The 23023-nt window shown below is 63.6% G+C and carries 19 protein-coding genes and 1 pseudogene; 7 read left to right on the top strand and 13 right to left on the bottom strand.

Annotation, left to right across the window (positions count from 1 at the left end):
- Positions 1–16 precede the first annotated feature (16 nt).
- A complete protein-coding gene (gene derI, locus ACZ89F_RS21275) occupies positions 17–454 on the top strand; it encodes a D-erythrulose-4-phosphate isomerase (protein ID WP_027036231.1) in 438 nt (145 codons plus the stop codon).
- Between the two features lie 18 nt (positions 455–472).
- On the opposite strand, the gene dhaL is transcribed toward derI, so the two are convergent.
- The 4 genes from dhaL to oiaX form a co-directional block, all read right to left on the bottom strand.
- Complete coding sequence (dhaL, locus tag ACZ89F_RS21270; RefSeq protein ID WP_476093950.1) at positions 473–1114, bottom strand: dihydroxyacetone kinase subunit DhaL; 642 nt, start codon at positions 1112–1114, stop codon at positions 473–475.
- A 26-nt stretch (positions 1115–1140) separates the two neighbouring features.
- Entirely contained in the window at positions 1141–2148 is a 1008-nt protein-coding gene (locus ACZ89F_RS21265; protein WP_476093949.1) for a dihydroxyacetone kinase subunit DhaK, read from the bottom strand.
- A 115-nt stretch (positions 2149–2263) separates the two neighbouring features.
- Entirely contained in the window at positions 2264–3598 is a 1335-nt protein-coding gene (locus ACZ89F_RS21260) for a four-carbon acid sugar kinase family protein (RefSeq protein WP_476093948.1), read from the bottom strand.
- Positions 3599–3602: 4 nt separating this feature from the next.
- Positions 3603–4853: a 3-oxo-isoapionate-4-phosphate decarboxylase OiaX gene (oiaX, locus tag ACZ89F_RS21255; RefSeq protein WP_476093947.1), complete on the bottom strand. Its 1251-nt coding sequence runs from the start codon at positions 4851–4853 to the stop codon at positions 3603–3605.
- Positions 4854–5029: 176 nt separating this feature from the next.
- On the opposite strand from oiaX, the gene ACZ89F_RS21250 reads away from it, so the two are divergent.
- Complete coding sequence (locus tag ACZ89F_RS21250) at positions 5030–5743, top strand: transcriptional regulator NanR (RefSeq protein WP_023808899.1); 714 nt, start codon at positions 5030–5032, stop codon at positions 5741–5743.
- A gap of 2 nt (positions 5744–5745) precedes the next feature.
- Here the strand turns inward: ACZ89F_RS21250 and apnL are convergent, their stop codons facing one another.
- The 8 genes and pseudogenes from apnL to ACZ89F_RS21210 all read right to left on the bottom strand — a co-directional run.
- On the bottom strand, positions 5746–7584 hold the full coding sequence (apnL, locus tag ACZ89F_RS21245; RefSeq protein ID WP_476093946.1) for a D-apionate lactonase: 1839 nt from the start codon (positions 7582–7584) through the stop codon (positions 5746–5748).
- Positions 7581–8615, bottom strand: coding sequence for a Gfo/Idh/MocA family protein (locus tag ACZ89F_RS21240; RefSeq protein ID WP_476093945.1), 1035 nt, complete (start codon positions 8613–8615; stop codon positions 7581–7583). Before ACZ89F_RS21240 ends, apnL begins: the two co-directional genes overlap by 4 nt.
- Positions 8616–8617: 2 nt before the next feature.
- Positions 8618–9682 (bottom strand): ABC transporter permease, encoded by a 1065-nt coding sequence (locus ACZ89F_RS21235; RefSeq protein WP_476093944.1) that lies wholly within the window; start codon positions 9680–9682, stop codon positions 8618–8620.
- Positions 9675–11231 (bottom strand): sugar ABC transporter ATP-binding protein, encoded by a 1557-nt coding sequence (locus ACZ89F_RS21230; protein ID WP_476093943.1) that lies wholly within the window; start codon positions 11229–11231, stop codon positions 9675–9677. The genes ACZ89F_RS21235 and ACZ89F_RS21230 overlap by 8 nt, the downstream gene beginning before the upstream one ends.
- Positions 11228–11872, bottom strand: a complete 645-nt coding sequence (locus tag ACZ89F_RS21225) for a DUF2291 family protein (RefSeq protein ID WP_476093942.1) — start codon at positions 11870–11872, stop codon at positions 11228–11230. Before ACZ89F_RS21225 ends, ACZ89F_RS21230 begins: the two co-directional genes overlap by 4 nt.
- 94 nt (positions 11873–11966) lie before the next feature.
- Entirely contained in the window at positions 11967–12908 is a 942-nt protein-coding gene (locus ACZ89F_RS21220) for a D-ribose ABC transporter substrate-binding protein (protein ID WP_024502459.1), read from the bottom strand.
- A 332-nt stretch (positions 12909–13240) separates the two neighbouring features.
- Complete coding sequence (locus ACZ89F_RS21215) at positions 13241–14068, bottom strand: phosphogluconate dehydrogenase C-terminal domain-containing protein (protein ID WP_476093941.1); 828 nt, start codon at positions 14066–14068, stop codon at positions 13241–13243.
- Between the two features lie 110 nt (positions 14069–14178).
- A pseudogene (locus ACZ89F_RS21210) lies at positions 14179–14468 on the bottom strand (ABC transporter permease); the annotation flags it as partial.
- A gap of 814 nt (positions 14469–15282) precedes the next feature.
- Here ACZ89F_RS21210 and ACZ89F_RS21205 point away from each other — a divergent pair.
- From ACZ89F_RS21205 to ACZ89F_RS21195, 3 genes are all read left to right on the top strand, one after another.
- Positions 15283–15786, top strand: coding sequence for an RNA polymerase sigma factor (locus ACZ89F_RS21205; protein ID WP_476093940.1), 504 nt, complete (start codon positions 15283–15285; stop codon positions 15784–15786).
- A 114-nt stretch (positions 15787–15900) separates the two neighbouring features.
- Positions 15901–16860: a FecR family protein gene (locus ACZ89F_RS21200; protein ID WP_476093939.1), complete on the top strand. Its 960-nt coding sequence runs from the start codon at positions 15901–15903 to the stop codon at positions 16858–16860.
- A 123-nt stretch (positions 16861–16983) separates the two neighbouring features.
- The gene (locus ACZ89F_RS21195; protein ID WP_476093938.1) at positions 16984–19710 is read left to right on the top strand and encodes a TonB-dependent receptor; all 2727 of its coding nucleotides are present in this window, start codon (positions 16984–16986) and stop codon (positions 19708–19710) included.
- 6 nt (positions 19711–19716) lie between these two features.
- On the opposite strand, the gene ACZ89F_RS21190 is transcribed toward ACZ89F_RS21195, so the two are convergent.
- A complete protein-coding gene (locus ACZ89F_RS21190) occupies positions 19717–20370 on the bottom strand; it encodes a GntR family transcriptional regulator (RefSeq protein WP_476093937.1) in 654 nt (217 codons plus the stop codon).
- 257 nt (positions 20371–20627) lie between these two features.
- On the opposite strand from ACZ89F_RS21190, the gene ACZ89F_RS21185 reads away from it, so the two are divergent.
- Positions 20628–21875 carry an enolase C-terminal domain-like protein gene (locus ACZ89F_RS21185; RefSeq protein WP_476093936.1) on the top strand — a complete coding sequence of 416 codons (1248 nt, stop codon included), beginning with the start codon at positions 20628–20630 and terminating at the stop codon, positions 21873–21875.
- A gap of 61 nt (positions 21876–21936) precedes the next feature.
- Complete coding sequence (locus tag ACZ89F_RS21180) at positions 21937–23019, top strand: substrate-binding domain-containing protein (protein ID WP_476093935.1); 1083 nt, start codon at positions 21937–21939, stop codon at positions 23017–23019.
- Positions 23020–23023: the final 4 nt, after the last annotated feature.

The raw sequence follows: 23023 nt of genomic DNA, 5'->3' as shown, positions 1-23023 counted from the left end.
AAAGGAGTTCATCATCATGAAGATCGCACTCGGAGCCGACAGCGCCGGCAAGCCGCTGCTCGACGTCATCGCCAAGCATCTCGCCACCAAGCCGGAGCTGCAGGTCGTTGATCTCAGCCAGGCCGGATTCTACGCCGACATCGCCGCCGCAGTAGGCCACGAAATCCTGGATGGCAACTACGACCGGGCCATCCTGTTTTGCGGCACCGGCATTGGCGTCAGCATCTCCGCCAACAAGGTGCCGGGCATTCGTGCCGCGTTGACCCACGATACCTATTCCGCCGAGCGCGCCGCCAAGTCCAACAACGCCCAGATCATCACCATGGGCGCCCGCGTCATCGGCCCGGAACTGGCGAAATCGATCGCCGATGCTTGGCTGGCCTCCGAGTTCGATCCGAATGGCCCCTCCGCCGCAAACGTGCAAGCCGTCGACAAGCTCGACGCCAAGCGCTGAGGGCGCGGAAGGTCCTGATCAGTCAGTCAAGGCGATCCGCATCGCCTCGATCACGGTGACGGCGGATGCAGCACCTGGGTCCATGTGGCCAAGCGAGCGTTCGCCGAGGCGGGAGGCCCGGCCCTTGGTGGCGACCATCGCCTTGGTCGCTTCCGCGCCTGCCTCTGCCGCCTGCGCAGCAGCCTCAAGACTGCCCGCCAGATCCTTGCCGGAGGCCAGCGCTTCGCCCGCCGCTTGCGCAGCCGGGACCCATGCATCGATCATCGTCTTTTCGCCTGGCTCTGCCTTGCCACGATCCTGAATGCCCTTGGCCATGGCCTGGAACAGGGCGACGACGTCCGCGTCGTCAAGCGTTGTCTTGCCCTTGACGGCTGCCGCGCCGCGCATGAACGCGGTGGCATAAAGCGGACCCGAGGAGGCGCCGACGGCATTCAGGAACGACTTTGCCGCCGTGTTCAGCAAAGTGGTCGGATCGGTCGCCCCGGTGTCCAGTGCGGCTACCGCATCGCGTGCCGCGGAAAATCCAAGCTCCATCGCAATGCCGTGGTCGGCGTCGCCGATAACCCCGTCAAGCGCGCATAGTCGGTCCCTGTCGGCGGACATGGCGGTTGCGATCGCTGCGAACATCGCAACAAGGCGGGCGGTGTCGATGGTCGTCATGTTATGTCCCTTGACGAGGAGCAGGTTTAGCCGGCGCGAAACATGGCGCAGTCGCAAGGGTGGTCCAGCATCGTCTGCAACTCGCCGTCCAGCCGATGCAAAGTAATCGAGGCCCCGGCCATTTCGAGCGAGGTGCAGTAATTGCCGACCCAGCTTGCTTGGATGGACACACCGATGTCGTCGAGCCTCTGCTTCACCCGCCGGTTCATGATGTAGAGTTCCATCAGCGGCGTCGAGCCGAGCGAATTGACGAGCACCGCGACCTTGTCGCCGCGCGCCGGCGCCATCTCGCCGAGGATCCTGTCCAGCATCTCGTCGGTGATCTCGTCGGCTGTTTTCAACTTTTCGCGCGCGATGCCAGGCTCGCCATGGATGCCCATGCCGATCTCCATCTCGTCCGGCCCGATCTCGAAATTCGGCCGGCGGGTCTGCGGCAGCGAGCAGGGCGAGAGCGCCACGCCCATGGTGAAAGTATGGTCGTTGGCCTTGCCAGCGATGCGCTCGCATTCGTCGAAGGACAGCATCCGGTCGCAGGCGGCACCGGCCGCCTTGAAGATGAAGAAATTGCCGGCGACGCCACGTCTCTTGTGCATCTGGTCGCGCGGTGCCGAGGCGACATCGTCGGTGCTCAGCACCGTGCGCACCTCGATGTCGTCCATGGCAGCCATCTCGGCGGCCATGTCGAAATTCATCACGTCGCCGGCATAGTTGCCGTACATGAAGAGCACGCCGGCGCCACCGCTGACCGCCTTGGCGCATTCAAGGATCGGATCTGGCGGCGGCGAGGCAAAGACATTGCCGATGGCCGCCGCGTCAGCCAACCCCTTGCCGACGAAGCCGAGAAAGCTCGGCTCATGGCCCGAGCCGCCGCCGATCACGAGGCCCACCTTGCCCTGGCGCGGTCCGTCGCGGGCGATGATGGAGCGTGGACTGCCGTCCACACTTTTGAGATGGCGGGGATGCGCGGCGAGAATGCCTTCCAGCATCTCGTCGACGGCGCGGTTGCCGTCGTTGATGATCTTCTTGGTCTGCACCCGGCATCCTCCCGACTTCGGTATTTTCGCAGATAATACCGGGTGTTACCGGGATTTCCACCCGGCAAGGAGCATTTCGCGCATCGAAGTGCACCTGATCCAGCCATCGGCTGTTTCAACCGCCGAGGCCATCGCGGATGGCTGAGAAATAGCGATCGGTTCCGACCTGGCCGCCCTTGAGCGCAACCTCCAGTCCGTCGATCTCCTTGACGCGCGAATGGGCAACGCAGAGCGGCGAACCCGGCGAAGCGGGCAGCGGCATGCGGATTGTCAGGGCATCGACGCCCATCTCGCCGAGTGCATGGCTCGACGTGTCGCCGCCGGCAATGACCACGCGCCGCAGGCTCTGTTCGATCGTCAGCGCTCGAAGGATTTCTCCAAGGCCGCGGCCAAGTCTGTGGCGGGCGCCTTCCTGCCGGTCGATTTCGGCGCCCCTGTCGGCGGTGGGGCCAAGCGCGGTGTAGAGGATGACGCTGCGCCCGGCTTGCAGACTGGCGCGGCCGCTTGCCATTGCGCGCGCGATCGCTTGCTGTGAGGCCTGCGAAACCAGGTCGACGGGATCGACCTCGATACCGTCGAAGCCGTCGGTCAGGGCATTCCGGATCTGCCGTTCGGTGGTTGGCGAGCAACTGCCCGAAACGACGGCTATCCGGTCGGCAGCCCCCGGCGGCGTGAAACCTGGCCCAGCGCTGACGATGTCGTTCGACGCCCATTCGGCCAGCAACGCATACTCGACCCCCGACGAGCCGACGACAAAGGAACGGCCCGGCTTGCGAATGCGCCACAGCTCCTTGCCGGCCAGAGCCTGCGTTTCCGGATTGTCGACATCGACAAGCACGATGGCGGTGCCGCTTCCGGTCAGGCGATCGAATGCCGCCGACCGCGACGCGGACTGCAGCGTCGCAAGGTCGACCAGCCCGGAGCTCAGCGTCGTCTGCCGCGACAAATGGATCAGCAGATCGGATTCATCCATCGGCGTCGTCGGGTGGCGGCTCATCACCGGGTGGCGGTCGATGCGAAAATATTGGTCGCGATAGGCGGCGAACAGATGGCCGAAAGCGGTGTAGCGCTTGAGCTGCGGCGCGCCGACCAGCAGCGGCACGCTGTCCTGCGCGAACACCGAGCGGCCGATCTCGATGGCCCGGCCGATGCTGCCGATCATCGGGCTGGAATCGAAGGTCGAGCAGACCTTGTAGTGGCAGATCGCGGCGTTGAAGGTTTTCAGCCAGGCGAAGGCTTCGCGCAGATTCGTGTCCATCCACTGCGGCGTCTCGCTGCGGCTGGTCCCGGCCAGTCCGATCGCCCGGCAATGCGCGAATCGCGACAGCAAGGCCTCGTCCGGCCGGCGCATGAACAGCACCGTCGGCACGCCGCCGAGCTCAAGCGCCTCCATGACATCGGTCGACCCGGTCAGGTCATCGCCGTAGTAGCTGAGAAGCAGATCCTGCATGGCTTCAGGCTGCCTTGCCGTCGCCGAATTTTTCGATCGACCGCGCCAGTTCGGGATGGCTCAGGGCGAAGTCCGCCAGCGGAATGCCGTCGACCGCCGCTTGCCAGGCCTGCTGCACGGCGCGCACGCCGGCGCCAGGCCCGTCCGGATGGCTGACGATGCCGCCGCCGCAGAGATAGAGAAGATCGACCGTCCGGCCGGTCCGCTGGTAGGTTTCCGGTGCCTGCCCGCCCCACTGGCCGGAGCCCGCCACCGGCAACGCGCAGTCCTCAGGAGAAAAGATCGGTGTCGTCACCGCCTTGAAGGATTCGACGAAAGAGTCGTCAGGCTCCCAGTATTTCGAGGCGATGCCGTTGATCTGGAACTGGTCGACGCCGAGCAGCCGCCAGAACTGCTGCCAGACCTTGAAGTCCATGCCGAGGCCCGGGTGGCGGGTGAGGATGTCCCAGCCGTTACGATGAGCGTGCAGAACCAGACTGGAGCGCTTTCTCAGGAACGCGATACCGCCGAACCCGATCGAATTGATGTTGATGACAGCGCAATTGCCGCCGGCCTTCGCCACCAGATCGTGGTTGCGCATCATCTCCTCCGGGTCGGCATGCGAGATGCCGAAGGCATACATCACCTTCTTGCCGGTCTTCTGCTCGTGGTCGTGGATGAGCGGCATGATCGCCTTCACCCGCTCGGCCAGCGGCGAATAGGCCGGGCTCATCAGCTTCTCGTCGTCCTTGATGAAATCAACGCCGGCGGCGATCAGTTCCGCCACCATTGCCGCCGTCTCATGTGGCCTCAAGCCCAGCGCCGGCTTGACGATCGTGCCGATGATCGGGCGGTCAGTCACACCGGTCAGCCGGCGGCTGCCGGCGACACCGAACTGTGGGCCGGGATGTGCGCCGCGAAAATCCTCCGGCAGCTTCATGTCGACGATTCGAATACCGGTGAGGCCCTTGATCGAATAGGTGCCGCCAATGGCGATCGTCATCAGCGCCGAAAGGTCGGTGCCGATGGCATCGAACGGAAAGGCGATGTCGACGTCTGCGCGCTTGAACGGCCCCTCGCCGTCATCGGGAAGCGACGGCCGCTCGGCGTCGGGCAGGGGCCGGATCGCCAGCACGCGCGCCGCCACCCGGGCCTTCAGCTCCTCGGTCTCGCCGGGCAGCGCGACGAAGGTGCCGGTCGACTGGTCGCTGGCGATCTTGGCCGCCAGCGCTTCGATGCTTCCAGGCGTTTCGATGCGATAGGTGAGGATGATCATGGTCTGGCCGTGGCGTTCGAAAAAGGTTCACCGATGTTCCAAATCTGGTATAATGAGTACATAAGTATTGCAAGGCATATCCGGCTGGAAGTTTTAGGCAGATCGACAGACGGCAATTTCCAGGAAATGTGGCGGCAGTGTTAGATAGGGCCGGGTCAAGGGAGTGATTCGCGACGATGAACCGTTCGGAACCGATTGTCCGGCGCAAGCTTTCCGATGAGGTCTTCTTGCGGCTGAAGCGCCTGATCACCAGTGGTGAGCTGATGCCGGGCGACGACATGCCGTCGGAGCGCGAGCTGATGGAGCGCTTCGAGGTCGGCAGGCCGGCGATCCGCGAGGCGATGCAGGCACTGAGCAATATGGGCCTCGTCGCGATCTCGCACGGCGAACGCGCTAAGGTGCTGCAGCTCACCGCAAAGTCGATCATCAAGCAGGTCGATGGCGCCGCCAAGATCATCCTGTCGTCGTCGAAGGACACGCTCGAGCACCTGAAGACAGCGCGCATCTTCTTCGAACGCGGCATGGTCAGGGAAGCCGCCGAAAAGGCCACCGCCGAGGATGTGCAGCGGCTGCGGGCAACCGTTGCCGAACAACGGGGCTTCCGGGGCGACTCCGAAGCCTTCATCTCCGCCGACATGAAATTCCATACCCAGATTGCCGCGATCTCCGGCAACCCGATCTATGTCGCCGTCAGTGAGGCGATGTTGGGCTGGCTCAAGGAATACCACACCGAAATGCTGATCTGGACCGGCAAGGAAAAGTTCACGCTCACCGAGCACGAAGAGATCATCGGCCGCATCGAGAAGAAGGATGCCGACGGCGCCGAGAAGGCGATGATCAAGCATCTCGAACGCTCGCGCGCCCTATACGTGATGAATTCCGAAAAGTAACTTCAGCCGATCCGAACGATCCCGTAGGGCATCATCACGAGATGGTCCCGGCCAAAAGCTGAAATGTCGACCTGCACGTCGTCAGCCGTCAGGTTCGCCAGCCAAACGACGGTCTTGCCCAAGGCGGAGCGCCCAGCCAGCGCCAGCACCTTGGTTTCATCGCTCGTTCTTGCCGCCACATGCGCAAGCCCAGCCAATTCGCAGAGCCCCTTGATCCCCTGGAAGATCGGCCTTGGCGATCCTTCCGCGACGGGTTCTCCGGATGACGCCAGCACGCCGAACGGTCCGGTGAAGCTGGAGAGCGTGAGCTGTTCCAGTCCGGCGGGCGCGACGCGCGCGGCATAGCCGATCGCCCATGCCGCCGCGAACAGGCCGGCATGGCGAGGATCGCTGTCGGCCATGGCGATGCGCTGTCCCCCGGGATTGGGCTTGGTCGCGCCGCCATAGGGGTTCTGGCGCATGGCAATCGTCGACGGTCCGATCCGGTAGGGTTTTGCCCCGAAGATCGCCCGTGCCGATTGGGTGATGAAAGGCAGCGCCTCCAGCGATTGCATGATGCTGAGATCGTCGGCGGCGTGCACGATCGGGCAGGTGCAATGGGTGACGAAATCGAGCTGGTCTGCGGGCACGCGCTTGCGGTTGAGTTCGGTGAAATAGCTGAACATGCCGCCGCCGAGGCGGATGTCGGGGAAGGCGCGCCGCGCCGCCGCATAGACCTCTTCGAGCGGCGGGCAGTCCGGCCACGCGCTGCCCGGAGGCGTCGACTGCCGGTCGACCGAAGGCGAGACCGCAATGGCCGATAGTTTTAGTCCGGCCTGGCGCACCATTTCGGCGACGGCCGACAGCTCGGCGTCGAGATCGCCGGCGCAGGCAACGACGCATTCGAGGGTCGTCTCAGCTGGGTAGGCAGTTGCGAGCCGGGCGAAAGCGCGCAAAGCGTCGAGCCCATGGCCACGCGTCGCATCGTAGTGAAACAGCAGCTGTTGTGGGCCGAGCGCCGACAGCATCGGGAGGTTCGCCAGCGCCGTCTCGACATCCTCGGGATAGATGACCACGCCGACATCGGGCAGCCTTGATCCGGCCTCGCCGAGTTCAACGCGGACCGGTTCGCTGGCCAAGGCGGCAATCGGGGCTTTACCTTCACCAGTGATGCGCAGGCTGATCGTCTGGCGCAGGGGTTGGCCGGCAGGCAGCACATAGGGCCATGGCAGCGCCAACGGGCGCACATAGGTCTTGTAGGATGCATCCGACCAGTTGCGCTGGTCTTCCATTTCGAACACGTCGCCTTCCATCCGGCATTCGGCGGTGACGCCAGGCCGAACCTGATGGGTGATGGCGCGGATATCCTTGAAAGGCTGCCAGGGGTCGATCAGTTCGGGAAGTTTCGTCGCGATGATACTGCCGTCCGTATGCTCCACCGTGACCGGGCTGCCGGCGAGGTCGGCGATGGGGTGCAGGATGCAGAAGCCGCAGCGGTTGGTTTCGAAATCGCTCTCGGGGAGGGCGCTGACGTCGAAGACCAGACGGCCGTTGGCGGAGCCTTTGATGGTGGCGCGGAAGCCGAGCCGGCTTCCATCGGGGGCCAGGCAGCTTGCCGAATAGCTGACCGAAAATGCGTCGGCACCCTGGTCGATGATCAGGTCCGTCAACGCTGGCTCGTAAGTGCCCCAGTCGCGGTCCCTGACGATATAGGCGATAGCGCGCAGCACTTCGGTGCCGCCATGGCGGATGGTGCGCAGATTGCCGTTGACGAAGTCGGCGCTGAGCGCGCCTGCGCTGAGCCTGGCCGGCTCGGCCTCGACCGCACGCGTGCCGTAGAGGAGGAACGCGTCGGCCGTCATTTCAGCAAGGCGTCGAGTTGCACCGGTTGACGGCTCGCGGCACCGGCATAGGCGGCCTCGACCAGCGCGAACGTCTTGAGGTTGTCGGCGCCCGAGGTCGCCGGTTCGATCTCCCTTGCCAGGCAGTCGACCCAGTGCTGCTGGATGGCGACTACGCTTTCCTGGATGTTGTGCCAGGGCCGCGACGCCCATGGCAGCAGCGGCGGCGAAACGTCGGCGACGGCCGTGCCGCTCTTGCCGGTGACGGTCAGCCGGTATCCCTGCGCCAGCCGGATCGTGCCTTCACTGCCGTCGATCTCGATCAGCGTTTCGGGAAACGGCTCGGTGGCGAGCTTCGTCGCGTAGCTGCAATCGACCACCGAGGTGGCCCCGCTGTTGTGATCCATCAGCATCGTCGCCACGTCCTCGCCTGAGATGCCGGGGTTGATGCGCACCGTTCGCGTGGTGATGACAGACACGTCGCCCAGCAGGAAGCGGGCGATGTCGAGGATGTGGATGCCGAGGTCCTCGATGATGAAACGCTTTCCCGTCGCCAGATAGGGCTGGCCGGAAAACACGTCATAGGCGGAGCGGAAGGAGATGCGCCCGAAGAAAGGTGTGCCGATCTCGCCGCTGTCGAGCACGGCGCGCACCGCTTGGATCGGCGACTGCCAGCGAAAATTCTCATGCACCATCAGCGGCACGCCGGCTTTCGCGCAGGCCCCGACCATCGCCTTGGCGTCGGCGAGCGTCGGCGCGAACGGCTTTTGGCAGATCACCGGAACACGATGGGCGGCCGCCATTTCGACAAGCGGACGATGGCTGGGCGCGGTGGTGGCGATGTCGACGAAATCCAGGCTTTCGCCGGCAAAAAGTTCCGCAGCGTCGGCGTAGCGCTTCGCAATACCGAACTGGTCGCCGACGACCCTGAGCCGTTCCGGATCGCGGTCGCAGATGGCGACGATCGAGGCGCCCGCTATGTCGCGCCAGGCATGCATCTGGTTAATGGCAAAGAAGCCGCAGCCGATCAGGGCTCCCCGCAACTCCGCCATGATCAGCCCGCCTTTGCCATCTGCATCAGTGTCACGCGGCTTTGCAGCCGGCGCTGTGCCTGGTCGACGACGACGGCGACGATGATGACGAGGCCCTTGATCACCATTTGCCAGAACGAACTCACACCCATCATCACCAACCCGTCCGAAAGAATGCCTATGACGAAGGCGCCGACGATGGTGCCGCCGATCGTGCCGCGACCGCCCGACATCGAGGTGCCGCCGAGCACGGCCGCCGCGATGGCGTTGAGCTCGAAGCTCTCGCCCGTCGCCGGATGCGAGGCCATCAGCTCGGACGAGATGATCAGGCCGACGATCGCCGCGCAGAAACCGGAGAACATATAGACGAACATCTTCACCATGTTGACACGGACGCCCGAAATCCGCGACGCCCGTTCATTGCCGCCGACGGCGAAGATGTGGCGGCCGAGCGGCGTGTACTTGGCGAGATAGGCGGCCCCTAGGGCAACGACGATCAGGATCCAGATCGCCACCGGCAGGCCAAGCAGCCGGCCGGCACCGAGGAAGCCGAAGCCGGTGGTGCCCAGTTCCGGCTTGCCGACAAGGTTGGGGAAGGTGCGGCCATCCGACGACAGCAGCGCCAGGCCGCGCGCGACATAGAGCACGCCGAGCGTGGCGATGAACGGCGCGACGTTCAGCCTGGTGATCAGCAATCCGTTGACAGCGCCGATCAATATGCCAACCGCCAGCGTGATCAGCGCGATCTCGAAGACGTTGAAATAGAGGGTGTAGCCGATCTGCAGGTCGATACCGTTGAGCACGAGATAGCCGGCCACCATACCGCACAGGCCGACGATCGAACCGACCGAAAGGTCGATGCCGCCGGTGATGATGACGAAGGTCATGCCCATCGCCAGGAACGCATTAAGCGCCACATGTTTCGACATCAGGATGAGATTGGCGGTCGACAGGAAATTCGGCGCAGCGATCGAGAAGAAGATCAGGACGGCGATGAGCGCGATGAACGTCCTGAGCTTCATCAGCGTCAGCAGCATGGAGCCGCTGGAAGCGGAGGGAGCGGCCGCCTTGGCTGGGATGTCAGTCATGGGCGGTGCTCTCCGTGTGTGGGGCCGGTCCGTGGCCAAGCGCCGACGCGGCCACGAGTGCCGCCTCTGTCGCCTCGGCGCGATCGAACATGCCGGTCAGTTTTCCGTTGCTCATCACCGCGATGCGGTCGGACAGCGCCATCACCTCATCGAGGTCCGAAGTGGCGAACAAAATCCCCAATCCGTCGCGGGACAGTTTGCGCATGGTGCGGAAGACGTCTGCCTTGGCGCCGACGTCGATGCCTCGGCTGGGCTCGTCCATCAACAGCACCTTGGGTTCGGTGAGCAGCGCCTTGCCGATCACCACCTTCTGCTGGTTGCCGCCCGACAGCGACGACGCTTCCTGCGCCGGGTCGGCGACCTTGATCGCCAGTTCCCGCACCATCTGTGTCACCGCCTGCCTTTCGTCGGCGCCACGGATATGGAACAGGCGCGCAAAGCGCGACAGGCTGGCCAGCGTCAGATTGCTGGCGACCGAGAGGATCGACACCAGCCCTTCACGCTGACGGTCCTCGGGGATCAGCGCCAGGCCGCGCCGGATGCGCCGCGTCGTGTCGCGCTCCTTGACCTTTATGCCGCCAATGAAGATCGCGCCCGTCGAATGGCCGTGGCGGCCCATGATGCAGTCGAACAGTTCGCTGCGGCCGGCGCCCATCAGGCCGTAGATGCCGAGGATCTCGCCGGCGCGCAGCGACAGCGAGACATGGTCGACGGCAAGCCCGCCGGTGGCGCGTGGCAGGCAGATCTCCTCGGCCCGGAAGATCTCTTCGCCCGGAAGATGGCCGTCGGCCTTGGCGAAGTCCTTGGCGTCGGAGCCGATCATCTGGCGAACGATCCACTGCGTGTCGACGTTTTTCATCTCTTCCTGGCCGGTAATGCGACCGTCGCGCAGCACGGTGATGTAGTCGCCGATGCGGATCAGCTCCTCCAGCCGGTGCGAGATGTAGACGATGGCCACGCCGCGTGCCTTGAGGTCGGCGATCACCTTGAACAGGATCTCGACTTCCGCCGCGCTCAGCGCGGAGGTAGGCTCGTCCATGATCAGGATGCGTGCGTCGAGCGAGACCGCCTTGGCGATCTCGACCAACTGCTGCTGGCCGATGCGCAGATCCTCGACCAGCATGTCGGGCCGGATGCCGGCTTGCAGGCGTTCCAGAAATTCCGCCGCGCGGGTTTCCTGTTGCTTGCGGTCGATCTTGCCGAAGCGGTTGGTGATCTCCCGGGTGGCGAAGATATTCTCGGCGACGCTCATGTTGCCGAACAGGTTCAGCTCCTGGAACACCATGCCGATGCCACGGTTCACTGCATCGCCGGACGACGAGAAGGAAACCTCTTCGCCTTCCAGCAGGATGCGGCCGGCTGTCGGTCGTTCGACACCGGCGATGATCTTCATCAGCGTCGACTTGCCGGCACCGTTTTCGCCGACCAGCACGTTGACCGCGCCCTTGCGCACCTCGAAATTGGCGCGCTTGACCGCGACGGTACCGGAATAGACCTTGGAGACGTCCTCCAGCTTGAGGATAATGTCCCGCTCTGCGGCAGCACTCATGGCTTCGGCCCGATCTCTGCCTCCGCCGGCGTCACCAGCGGCAGGTCCTGGCCACTGCCCAGCGTATAGGCACCCAGCACCTTGGCGCTGCGGCCTTCCAGCGCCTCGCGCGGCAGCTTGGACAGCACCGTCTTGTCGACGTAGCTGTTGAACGCCTTGCCGAACTGGGCGAAGTCGATCTGGTTGGTGAAGTCGTTGAACTGGATGAAATCCAGGCTGTCGCGCAGCGCGGTACCGCGCACCGCCGGTCCGATCTGCACCCGCGCATCGGCCTTGCCGTCGCCGTCGACATCGAGGTCGATCGTCGCCGCGCGGGACTGCGTGTTCGCCGCGACGATCTTGCCTTCCAGGCGAACCGCGAAGGTCCACGGCGAGTTCGCCTGCTTGTTCGGATTGCCATATTTGGTGCCGGCAGAAGCGGCATCGGTCGTTGCCAACGCGTGAACCTCTGGAAACGGTCCGGCTTTCTGCTGGAGATAGGGCAGGACCTTTGCCGCCCATATCTCTTCGACCATCTTGTCCGGATTGAAGGCGGGAGCGTTGTCGCCGCCTCCCGATTTCGTCGGCAGGATCTTGCAGGCGGTCAGGCTGATGCCGACCATCACGGCAAGGATCGGCCAGTTCGGCTTGGTGTTCAGCATGGCAGCCTGTTGTTCAGCATCGTGGGCGGCCCACGGAAAATGGCGGCGAGGGGCGACCCTAGGGTTCGCCCCTCGCTATTCATCGCGCGCGGGCTCAGTTCGTCAGCGCGAAGGTCTCCAGCTTGGCGGCATTGTCGCCATTGACCAGAACGCAGTCCATCAGCTGCTTTTCCTTGGCCGGCGACTTCTTGTTCTTGATGAAGTCGTTGGCCTGCTCGACCGCCATCTGCGCCTGCGCGAAGGCGGGCTGCAGCACGGTTGCCTTGATGCCGCCCGACGTGATGGAGTCGCGCACATCGTTCGATCCGTCGAAGCCGACGACGATGACGTCCTTGCGGTTCGCCGCGGCAAGTGCCGCATAGGCGCCCATCGCCATCGTGTCGTTGCCGGAGATCACGCCCTTGATGTCGGGGTTGGCCTGCAGGATCGATTCCATCTTGGAATAGGCTTCCGTCTGGCTCCAGTTGGCTGACTGCTGAGCAACCATCTTAAGGTCCGGATAGTCGTCGATGACGTCGTGATACCCCTTGGAGCGAATGCCGGCATTGGTGTCGGATTCCTTGCCAACCAGCTCGACGAAATTGCCCTTCTCGCCCATCAGCTTGACGAACTCCTGCGCGCCGAGCTGGGCGCCCTGGTAGTTGTTGGAGACGATCTGCGCGACGGCGACGCCGGTGGCGTTGATCTCGCGGTCGATCAGGAAGGACGGAATACCTGCGTCCTTGGCCTTCTGTACGGCGGCGACGGTGGCGTCGGCGCCAGCATTGTCGAGGATGATCGCCTTGGCGCCGCGGCCGATCGCGGTGTCGATCAGCTCGGACTGCTTGTTGGCGTCGTCGTCATGGACCAGCACCAGCGCCTCGTAACCGAGTTCCTTGGCCTTGGCTTCGGCGCCGACGGCTTCCGCCTTGAAGAACGGATTGTCGTGCGAGGGTGTGATGATGGCGATGAGATCCGCCGCGTAGGCGGGCACGGCCGTGCCAAGCGCCAGCATGCCGGCGAAAGCCGCAAGCGTCATTCTGCGTGTGAGTTTCATGAAGTCCTCCCGTTTGAAAAATTGCCTTGGTCAACCAAGGCTTCTATCGGCATCCGAATTTGTCAGGCGGCGCGGGCGACGGATCGCTTTCGGGCTAAAGAGCCGTTTGCCGGCTTCCCCTCCATGGATCGTTGCTCCCCAGCCATCCTCCATTCGCCCAGGTTTCGAACTCCCTGCGAAACCCTGTCGATCCGAGCCATGAACAGCTAAGCCAACTGGTATGATGAGTCAACCACAAATTCAGGTGATATGTACCTGATGAGCGGCGAAAACCGAGCGTCGGCAACGGTACGCCGACGCATCAAGGCGCTGCGACAAGCGCCTGTCGTGTTTCAGGTGATGCGCTGAATGCTGGCGGCGATCTCTTCTGGTTCGAACACGCGTTTCCAGTCGTCACGCATCAACACCGGCTTGCCGAATTCGATCGCCTTGTTGCAGGCGTCCGAGAAAACACCCTTGGTCTCGCCGAAGATGACGGCGCCGAGCACGTTCATATGGCCGAGCAGGAAGTCGAGCGCCGCCTGTTTGTCGACGCCGCGTGCCACCACCTCGTCGACGGCTTCCTTCATGACCACCAGCAGCGAGGCGCACACCGTCTCCGAAAGGCCGGGCTCCAGCAGCGCCATCTGGTCGACCGTGACGCGGTGCGAACGCATGACCGGCGCCCAGATGATTTTCGCGATCGCCTCGCCCTTGGCGTAATCCTCTTCCGGTCCCTGCATCAGGGCGCTGACCATATGCTGCTTGGCCTTGACGCCACCGAAATAGTCCTTCTTGGCGGCCATGTCTGTTTCGTCATTGAAGATCGGCGGATGGCAGGGGTGGGTGACGAAATAGGTGAGGTCCGGCCGCTTCGGCAGGTGGCCGGCGAAGGGTGCTGCCGCGTCGAGCACCACCACCATCGTGCCAGGCGCCAGCTTGCTCTCGATGCTGGTCGCCACCTTGCCGATATGCGTGTCCGGAACGGCCAGGATCACCACATCGGCACCCTTGAGCGCCTCGTCGGCGCTGACCGTATCGAAACCCAGTCCGGTCTTCAGCCGTTCGCGGCCGGCATCGCTGACCTCGACATGGTGTATCGTGTAGGGCGATCCGCGAAAATTGGTCGACAGGCGGTAGCCCATTTTTCCGCCGGCACCGAACAGCGCAATCGTTGTCATCTGGTCATACTCCTGATTTCAGCCGACGGCATCGCCCGTCGTCAACTTATCAACTGGTATAATCACACTACCAGATTTTGGCAATCCGATAATGGCGAATGCGGTGCAGGTCATGACTGCCGGTCTCCCGCCGGCACTGCGGGGTCGCCGTCGCCGCCTGTCGGCTCGGCCGGCTTTCGCCGCGTCATCGCCTGTCGTCCGGCAAGCGCGAGCACGAAGATGACGACGATGCCCTGCACGATGTCCTGGGCGCCCGGAGACAGGCCGATGATCTGCATCGTGGTGACGATCAAGATCAAAAGGATGCTGGCGAACAGGGTGCCGACAGCGGTTGCCGAGCCGCCGAAGATCAGTGTTCCGCGAGCACCACTGCGGCGATCGACTGCAAGAGGTAGGGCTGGTATTTCCTCCCAAAAACACGATCGGCTTGGCTTGCCCACACGAGCACAGCGTAACCTCCAGAGACACGCTATGTCAGGTACACATTATACCAGCATACCAAATAGGCAAGTGTCAGCAATGACGTTGCCACGCATCGCCTGTTGTTGCGACCGCCACCTCGATGGAATGGTATTCGTGATCGCTTTCTGCGGCGGCTTACAAAGGCGCCCGCCCGGCGGTGAAGGAGTGGCTCGCGTGAGAAGTAGCAGGGGCGGCGCCGTGTGAAAGGTCCACCGCCACCCGGAAGCCTCAGGCTCGGGCTAGTGAAGACAGCGGCCATTTCGTCGTCGACGAACAGCCGCATCAGGTCATCACCCTGATTGCCGGGCATGCGGACAATGTAAGCGGCAGTCGCGAGGCAAGAGCTTGCCTAGACCCCATTGCCGCCTGCGGCATTTGGGCAACACATCCGGAGAAATTCAGGCGAGTTCGAACAGCCTGCAACCGGCTCGCGGCTGGCCCTCGGCAGACTTATCATCGTGAAAAACATGATAAAAATAGTCATCTATTTGCTGGGCACTCGCGGATTTGAAGGCGCTGCCTGAAAAATCAAACTAACCCGTTGCCATTGCAGGAGAAATTTAGAGGCCATAGGAAAGGCGATCGACGACTTGCGCATGGTGACGACATGCAGGGTCAACTCACGGCTGTCGCGTAATTTCAATGACCTCTGCTTGCTCTCCTCACATTCCCATCTGGCTCTTCTGCGGGCCTGCTCGACCTGCGTTGAACTGTGACGGGGCTTCGCCTCGATCGTCCGTTGCGGGGACTCCATGAGGTGGGATCTCCACGGTCTCTTCGTCAGACATGCACGTGAGATTGACCGTTTCCTGCGCCGCCGCGGTCACACTCCCGAGACGGCAGCCGACCTCACGCAGGATACGTTCGTGCGGGTGATGACGGCGACACCAAACGGGTCGGACGACAATCCGCGGGCCTATCTCTGGCGGATCGCCCGCAACCTGTCGGTCGATCTTCAGCGGCGTGAGCGGATTGTCGAGCACGTGAATTTGCCTGACGAGGAGTTTCAGCGGATCGCCGACAATTCGCCGTCGCCTGAAACAGTCGTCTATGACCGGCAACGGCTCGCGATCATCGAGAACGCGTTGCTGGAACTTCCGGAGCGGACACGCCATGCCTTCGAAATGCACCGGCTGGGCGAGAAGACGATGAGCGAAGTCGCCATCGAGCTTGGGCTCTCGACGTCGCGGACGTGGACGCTGATCCGCCGCGCCTACCAGCACCTGCGCGCGCGCCTCAACGGCGATACGCCGTAATGCCTGTCGCCCGGACGCCTGTGGCAGGAGAAAATTGTCAGCTTCTGTTCGTTTCAATTGGTGTGAGGCAGGAATGGCTCCCGTCGGGAGCAGGCTCCATGGGATTTCGGATGCATGACTGAAGACATGAGCGACGATGACAGGCTCTTCGAGGCGGCGGCCGATCTCGTTATCCGCCTGCAGAACGAGCCCGCCAATCCGGTCACGCGCGAGTTGATCCAGCGCTGGCGCGCCCGCAGTCCGAAGCATGAAGCGACCTGGGTCGAAATCGCCGAAATCCACGGCATGGCCGGCAAGGTGTTCGAAGGCCGCCGCAAGGCCGAGCGGCCAGGTGACGGCGTGTCGCGGCGCAAGATCATTCTCACGGGCCTTGCCGGTCTCGCCGTGCTCGGCACCGGAGCCCTCTACGGGCCGGATCTGTTGCTGCGCTTGAAGGCCGACCACATCACCTCGACAGCGGAATTGCGCCGCATCACCCTGTCCGACGGCAGCATCGTCACGCTCGGTCCGGACAGTGCCATGCGCAGCGATTTCACACCGGCGATGCGACGGGTCGAACTGCTGGCCGGCATGGCCTTCTTCGAGGTCGAGGCGGACGCCGCGCGGCCCTTTCAGGTGCTGGTGGAGAATCTCACATCAACGGCGCTCGGGACCGCCTTCGATGTCAGCAGGGATGCCGGATTGCTGACGGTGTCGGTTGCCCACGGCTTGGTCGAGGTGGCGATGCCTGGACCACCGCTGGAGCGGGCGCAGCGGCTCAAGGGCGGCGAATGGTTGGCGCTCGACGACCGTACGCTCGCTGTAGAGCGCGGAACGCGGGAGGCCGGGCAGGTCGCGGCGTGGCGCGACGGACTGATCGTTGCCGAACGCGAGACGGTGTCTTCGGTGGTCGCCAGGATCGCGCGCTGGCAGGCCGGCCGCGTGGTGATCGCCGATCCCGGGCTTGGCGCGGGGCGCATCAGCGGCGTCTTCGACCTCGGCAACCCGCTCGCCGCCCTCGAGGCGGTCGTCCAGCCGCACAATGGCAAGGTGCGGCAGATATCGCCTTGGCTGACGGTCATTTCGACCATCTGAGAAAATTGCGGCCAAGGGGAGAAAATTCGAGAGCTCCGTTCGTTTCATCTCACAGGGGTTGCCGTCAGCCGCCGCCAAACAGGCCTTCCCTCCCAAACAGAATGAAAATGGAGTGGCTGGGCCATGGGGCTGGGGCAGAATTTTCCGACACGGGGACTTGGAAGAAGGCTGCTGATCGCGGCCCTGCTGTCATCGGCGGGAGGGATGGCGATGGTCGCCATGCAGGGGGCCGCGCATGCGCAGTCGGCGCAGGCAGCTTTCAGCATTCCGGCTGGCCCGCTTTCCAGTGCGCTGGCCGCGTTCGGCAGGCAGGCCAGGCTGCAGGTCACCTATCTGCCGGAGGTTGCTACGGGCAAGCGCTCGCCTGGCGTCTCCGGCGCGGTCGCGCCGGGTGCCGCACTGGCGCAAATCCTTCGGGGGTCGGGCCTGACCTATTCCTTCACCGGTGCCACCACGGTGACCATCAGCGACCGCGTCGCCGCGGCGCACGCGCCGGCTGCGGCGACTGCTGACGGTTCGACGGTGCTTGATCCGATCACCGTCGTCGCTGGCGGCGGCAGTCCGGCCGAAGAGCCTTACCGGACGGCGGCGCCGACATCCTACATATCGGGCGAAACCATCGAGCGATTTCGCGGATCGAGTCCGGCCGACATTTTTCGCGGCACGCCCGGCGTGATGTCAGGCGAGGCCCGCAACGGCGCCGGGACCATCGACGTGAACATCCGTGGCATGCAAGGCATGGGCCGCGTCAACGTCACCGTCGACGGGGCGGAAAACTCGTTGCAGGTCTATCAGGGCTACCAGGGCATCTCGAACCGGTCTTTCGTCGATCCCGACCTTCTGGGTGGGGTCGACATCACCAAGGGCTCCGATGCCGCTTCCTATGGCATTGCTGGTACCGTCGCGATGAGGACCTTGAACCCATCCGACATTGTCGAGGAGGGCAAGACATTCGGGGTGCGGCTAAAAGGCGGCTTTGGCTCGAATACCAGCACGCCTCAACCCGGCAACAAGGCCGGCTATCTCATCAGCAACCCGGTCGGCTCCACAAATGATCCAAATTCGGGTTACGGAGTAATCGCGCCCTCTGGGACCGGATTGGATCGGCCAGGCTTTCTGACGCCCATGCAGGGCTCGGCCAGTATCGTCGCGGCCGTCGAGCAGGAGGACTTCGATTTTCTCGCCGGCTATGCCTATCGCGATCGGGGCAACTACCACGCCGGCAAGTACGGCCCCCATGCCAATCCCGTCAGTACAGGTCCTCAGCCGTACTGCTATGTGAGCGGTGTATGCCCATCGTATCTTCTCTACAGGGACTATGTCGTAAACGAGGGGATTGCGAACTACCGCGCCGGCGAGGAGGTGCTCAACACGCAATTGCAGACCCAGTCTTGGATCACCAAGGGCACGTGGCGCTTCGGCGACGGCCAGAGCCTTCAACTCGGCTATACCGGCTTCCGCAGCGAGGCCGGCGATCGGTTGGCCTCGGCGCTCGCCAGCACCACCGGACAGGCGACCCAGCAGGCGCAGACCACCGGCACTAAGGTTGACAGCGGCACGCTGCGCTACCGCCTCAATCCGGAAGGAAACGATCTCCTCGATCTCACCGCCAATATCTGGGCGACCAACCTCGAACTGCGCAATCCGCTGCGCAATGCCTATGGCACGAACCCGGAAACGCTCGGCCTGTCCAAGGATTTCCGCACCGGCTCCGACACGGTGATGTGGGGCGGGGAGATCTCCAACAAGTCCAAATTCATCACCGATTACGGGCCGCTGGATTTCACCTACGGCCTGACCTATCGCAACGAGGATACCAGCCCCAGCGAGTTCACCGACAAGATCGAGGGCTGGCTCAATTTGCGCGACGCTGAACGGCAGGAGGCGGCGGGCTATGCCAAGATGGCCTACAAGCCGCTGGACTGGCTCACGCTCAATGCCGGCCTGCGCTATTCGCAGTTCTGGTCGCATGACCGGCGCACGGAGGCCAACAGCCCCGATCAGCTCAATTCCAGGCCCGACCGCAGCGACGGCGGTTTCAGCCCGTCCCTCGGTGTCACCGTGGAGCCATTCGACGGGACGCAGTTCTATGTGAACTACTCCAATGCCGTGCGCTTTCCGAGCCTGTTTGAATCGGTCTCGGCTTTCACCATCATTCCCAATCCGAACCTCGGCCCGGAGCGGTCAAGCAACTGGGAGGCCGGCGTCAATCTGCGCCGCGATGGGCTGCTCGCCGACGATGACACCGGCATGCTCAAATTCGGTTACTTCAACTGGGACGTGAAGGACTATATCGCGCGATCGTTCCGGGCGTTCCAGGGCGATGGCTACACATGGTACGGGATGCAGGTCTACAATATCGACCGCGCCAAATTCTCTGGCCTGGAACTGTCCGGCCGTTACGAGAGAGGCGACTTCTCCGCCGAGCTGTCGGCGAGCTACTATCTCAATGTCGAGTTCTGCCAGACCGCTGGTGTCTGCGACGCCAAGTCGATGTACGGCGACTACGCGACCAACCAGGTGCCGCCGAAATATTCGGTCGACCTGACGCTGATGCAGAAGCTGTTCGAGGATAGGCTGACGGTCGGCGGCCGGGTTTCCTATGTCGGACCACGCGCCATCGGCCACGGCCAGGTCACCAGCCAGGGGCTCAGCCAGTTCATCACGCAGGTCAAGTGGGATCCCTACACGCTGGTCGACGTCTTCGCCGACTTCAAGCTGACCGAAAACCTGACCGCGACCGCCCGCATCGAAAACCTGTTCGACAGATATTATATCGATCCGCTTGGACTGGTGACGGAGCCGGGACCCGGGCGCACCTTCTACGGTTCGCTGACGGCGAAGTTCTGACCGAGACTATTGGCCAAAGAGATCCGGGCGGGCGACGTTGAGCCGCTGCACCGTGCGCAGCACTTCGCGCAGATGCGCGGCCATGCGCGCGCCTGCCTGTTTTGCCTCACCGGTTTCCACGGCCTCGAAGATCGCCACATGCTGGGCGAGCAGCGTTTCGAGGTGGCCGGGCTCGGGCAGGCTCAGATAGCGCACACGGTCCATCTGCAGCTTGACCACCTGGATCACCCGCCAGCTCTTGGGCAGGCCGGCCTCTTCGCACAGGCTGCGATGGAAGCCCTCGTCGAGCTCGAGGAACAGCTCGCGGTCGCCCTCGGCCACTGCCTTGGCCTGCTGGGCAAGGTTCACCCTGCCTGCCGCGATGAAGGTGCTCGAGCCGTGGCCGGCCAGCTTCTGCACGACGGAGACTTCGAGCGCCTCGCGAATGAACTGCGCTTCCTCGACGTCGCTCAGCCGGATCGGCGCGACGAAGCTGCCGCGCTGCGGCAGGATGTCGATCAGCCCTTCATCCGCGAGCCGGATCAGCGCCTCGCGCACGGGCGTGCGGCTGACACCGAGCTGCTGGGCGAGATCCTGTTCGCTCAACGCTTCCGACGGCAACATTGCCAGCGTCGTGATGGCGCGGCGCAGGCGCTCGTAGATCTGCGGCGAGATCGGCATGCGGTTGTTGACTGGCTCCAGTACCCGCGACGGTTCACGCTGACCGGCGTTCTTCAGCCTGGCAGCATTGCCTGACAACCTGGTCGCCCCCGAAAGCTTGGTCCCCATGACGAATCCGTTGCTGTGAATGGCACTGCACTGCTCCGGTCATGACACTGCGCAGGCCGCAACTCAAGCGGCAAGCAAGATCGAGGCAGCATTGACATACTACCATGGTAGTGTGTATGACGCCACTCGGCCAGGGGAGAGGAGCCGGCATGAAGATCACGGACATCAAGGCGACCACCGTCACCGTTCCGCTGGAAGCAGCATTGCGGCACAGCAACGGGGCGCATTGGGGGCGCTTTGTCCGCACCGTGGTCGAGGTCGAGACAGACGAAGGCATTCTCGGCCTTGGCGAAATGGGCGGCGGCGGCGCGGGCGCCGAGCTGGCCTTCGCCGGATTGAAGCCCTACCTCGTCGGCCACGACCCTTTCGATCTCAACCGCATGCGCTACGCCATCTGCAATCCGACGGCGTCGCTCTACAACAACCGCACGCAGCTCCACGCAGCGCTGGAATTCGCTTGCCTCGACATCATCGGCAAGAAGCTCGGCGTGCCGGTCTATCAATTGCTTGGCGGGCGCGTGCGCGACCGGATCGGCTTCGCCTCCTATCTGTTCTTCCGCTATGCCGACCGCCGCAGCGGCAAGGGCGAGGTCCGCACCATCGATCAATTGCTCGATCATGCCCGCGCGCTCAAGGCCGAGCATGGTTTTTCCGCCCACAAGCTCAAGGCCGGTGTGTTTCATCCCGATTACGAACTTGAGTGCTTCAGGGCGCTCGCCGCGGAATTCCCTGCCGACACGCTGCGCTACGACCCGAATGCGGCCCTGTCCGTCGAAGAGGCGTTGCGTTTCGGCCAGGCCATCTCGGACCTCAGGAACGACTATTTCGAGGACCCGACCTGGGGCCTTGCCGGCATGCGCCGGCTGCGCGAAAAGCTTTCCATCCCGCTGGCCACCAACACCATCGTCATCGATTTCGAACAGCTCGCCACCAATGTGCGCGACCCTGCCGTCGACGTGATCCTGCTCGACACCACCTTCTGGGGCGGCATCCGCGCCTGCGTGCGCGCCGCGCAGATCTGCGACACGTTCGGGCTCGGCATCGCGGTGCATTCCTCAGGCGAGCTCGGCATCCAGCTCGCCACCATGCTGCATCTTGGCGCTGTGCTGCCCAACCTCGTCTTCACCGCCGATGCGCACTACCACCATCTTGCCGACGACATCATCGTCGGCGGCAAGATGCGTTACGAGGACGGTGCGATCGCCGTGCCGGAGGCGCCGGGCCTCGGTGTCGAACTCGATCGCGACAAGCTCGCAACCTATGCCGAGCTCTACCGCTCGCTGGGCGGCTATGCCTACGACCGCGATCCTGGCCGTCCGGGCTGGTATCCGCTGCTGCCCAACACGAATTTCGCCGACCATTTGAACGATGCCGTGCCCGATCTCGGGCTGGGGTGAAATTTTTCGTTCGAAATGGTCGGTGGGAGGACGCTATGACTTTCAACAGGAGGAGAACGAAATGAGCAGAACCAGAACAGCTGGCAGAGCCTTCCTTATCGCGGCGCTGCTTTCCTGCACGACCCTTGCCACGACACGCGCCGACGACGGCGTCGCCAAGGGCGACACGTCGGCCAAGAAGATCGCCTTCAGCAATTCCTACGCCGGCAATTCCTTCCGCCAGGTGATGATCAAAAGCTTCGAGGAGATGGGCGCCAAGGCCGTGGCCGACAAACAGGTCGCCGCCACCGCCGTCGTCAGCTCGAACAATTCGGTGACCGAGCAGGCGAGCCAGATCGAGAACCTGATCCTCCAGGGCTATGACGCGATCATCGTGCTTGCCGGCTCCGACACTGCACTCAACGGCGCCATCAAGGATGCCTGCAATGCCGGCATCACTGTCGTCGCCTTCGCCAGCGGCGTCACCGAGCCTTGTGCCTATGTCGTCGACTACAACCTCGATTCCTATGCCAAGGCCGAACTGGATTTCATCTCCAGCAAGCTCGGCGACAAGCCGGCCAACATCCTCGAAATCCGCGGCATGGCCGGCGATGGCTTCGACAAGCGCCTGCATGAAGGCGTCGAGAAGGCGATGAAGGCGCATGCCAGCTACAAGGCTGTTGGCGAGGTCTATGGCCAGTGGACGGCGACCGTGGCGCAAAAGGAAGTGTCGGGCATCCTGCCGTCGCTGCCGCAGGTCGATGCCGTGCTGACGCAGGGCGGCGACGGCTATGGTGCCGCGCAGGCCTTCAAGGCCGCCAACCGGCCGCTGCCGATCATCATCATGGGCAACCGCCAGGACGAACTGGCGCTGTGGAAGCAGGAGCATGACGCCAGCGGCTACCAGACCTTCTCGCTGGGTGCGACGCCAAGCGTCTCGCAGGTCGCATTCTGGGTCGCGCAGCAGATCCTGGCCGGCAAGCAGGTGCCGAAATTCGTCGAGGTGCCGCTCTTGCAGATCAACCAGCCCGACCTCGATGCCTGGCTGAAGACGGTTCCCGAGGGCGGCGTCGTCAATGCCGAATATCCGCAGGAGCTGGTGGCCAAGATCATCGACGCCAACGTAAAGAAGGAGCCTCTGCCGGGCGTTCCCGCGCCGAAATGAGCAG

Source organism: Mesorhizobium sp. USDA 3734 (assembly GCF_056279665.1).
The sequence above is the reverse complement of the archived record's forward strand: the minus strand, read 5'-3'. Positions and strand labels throughout refer to the sequence as shown.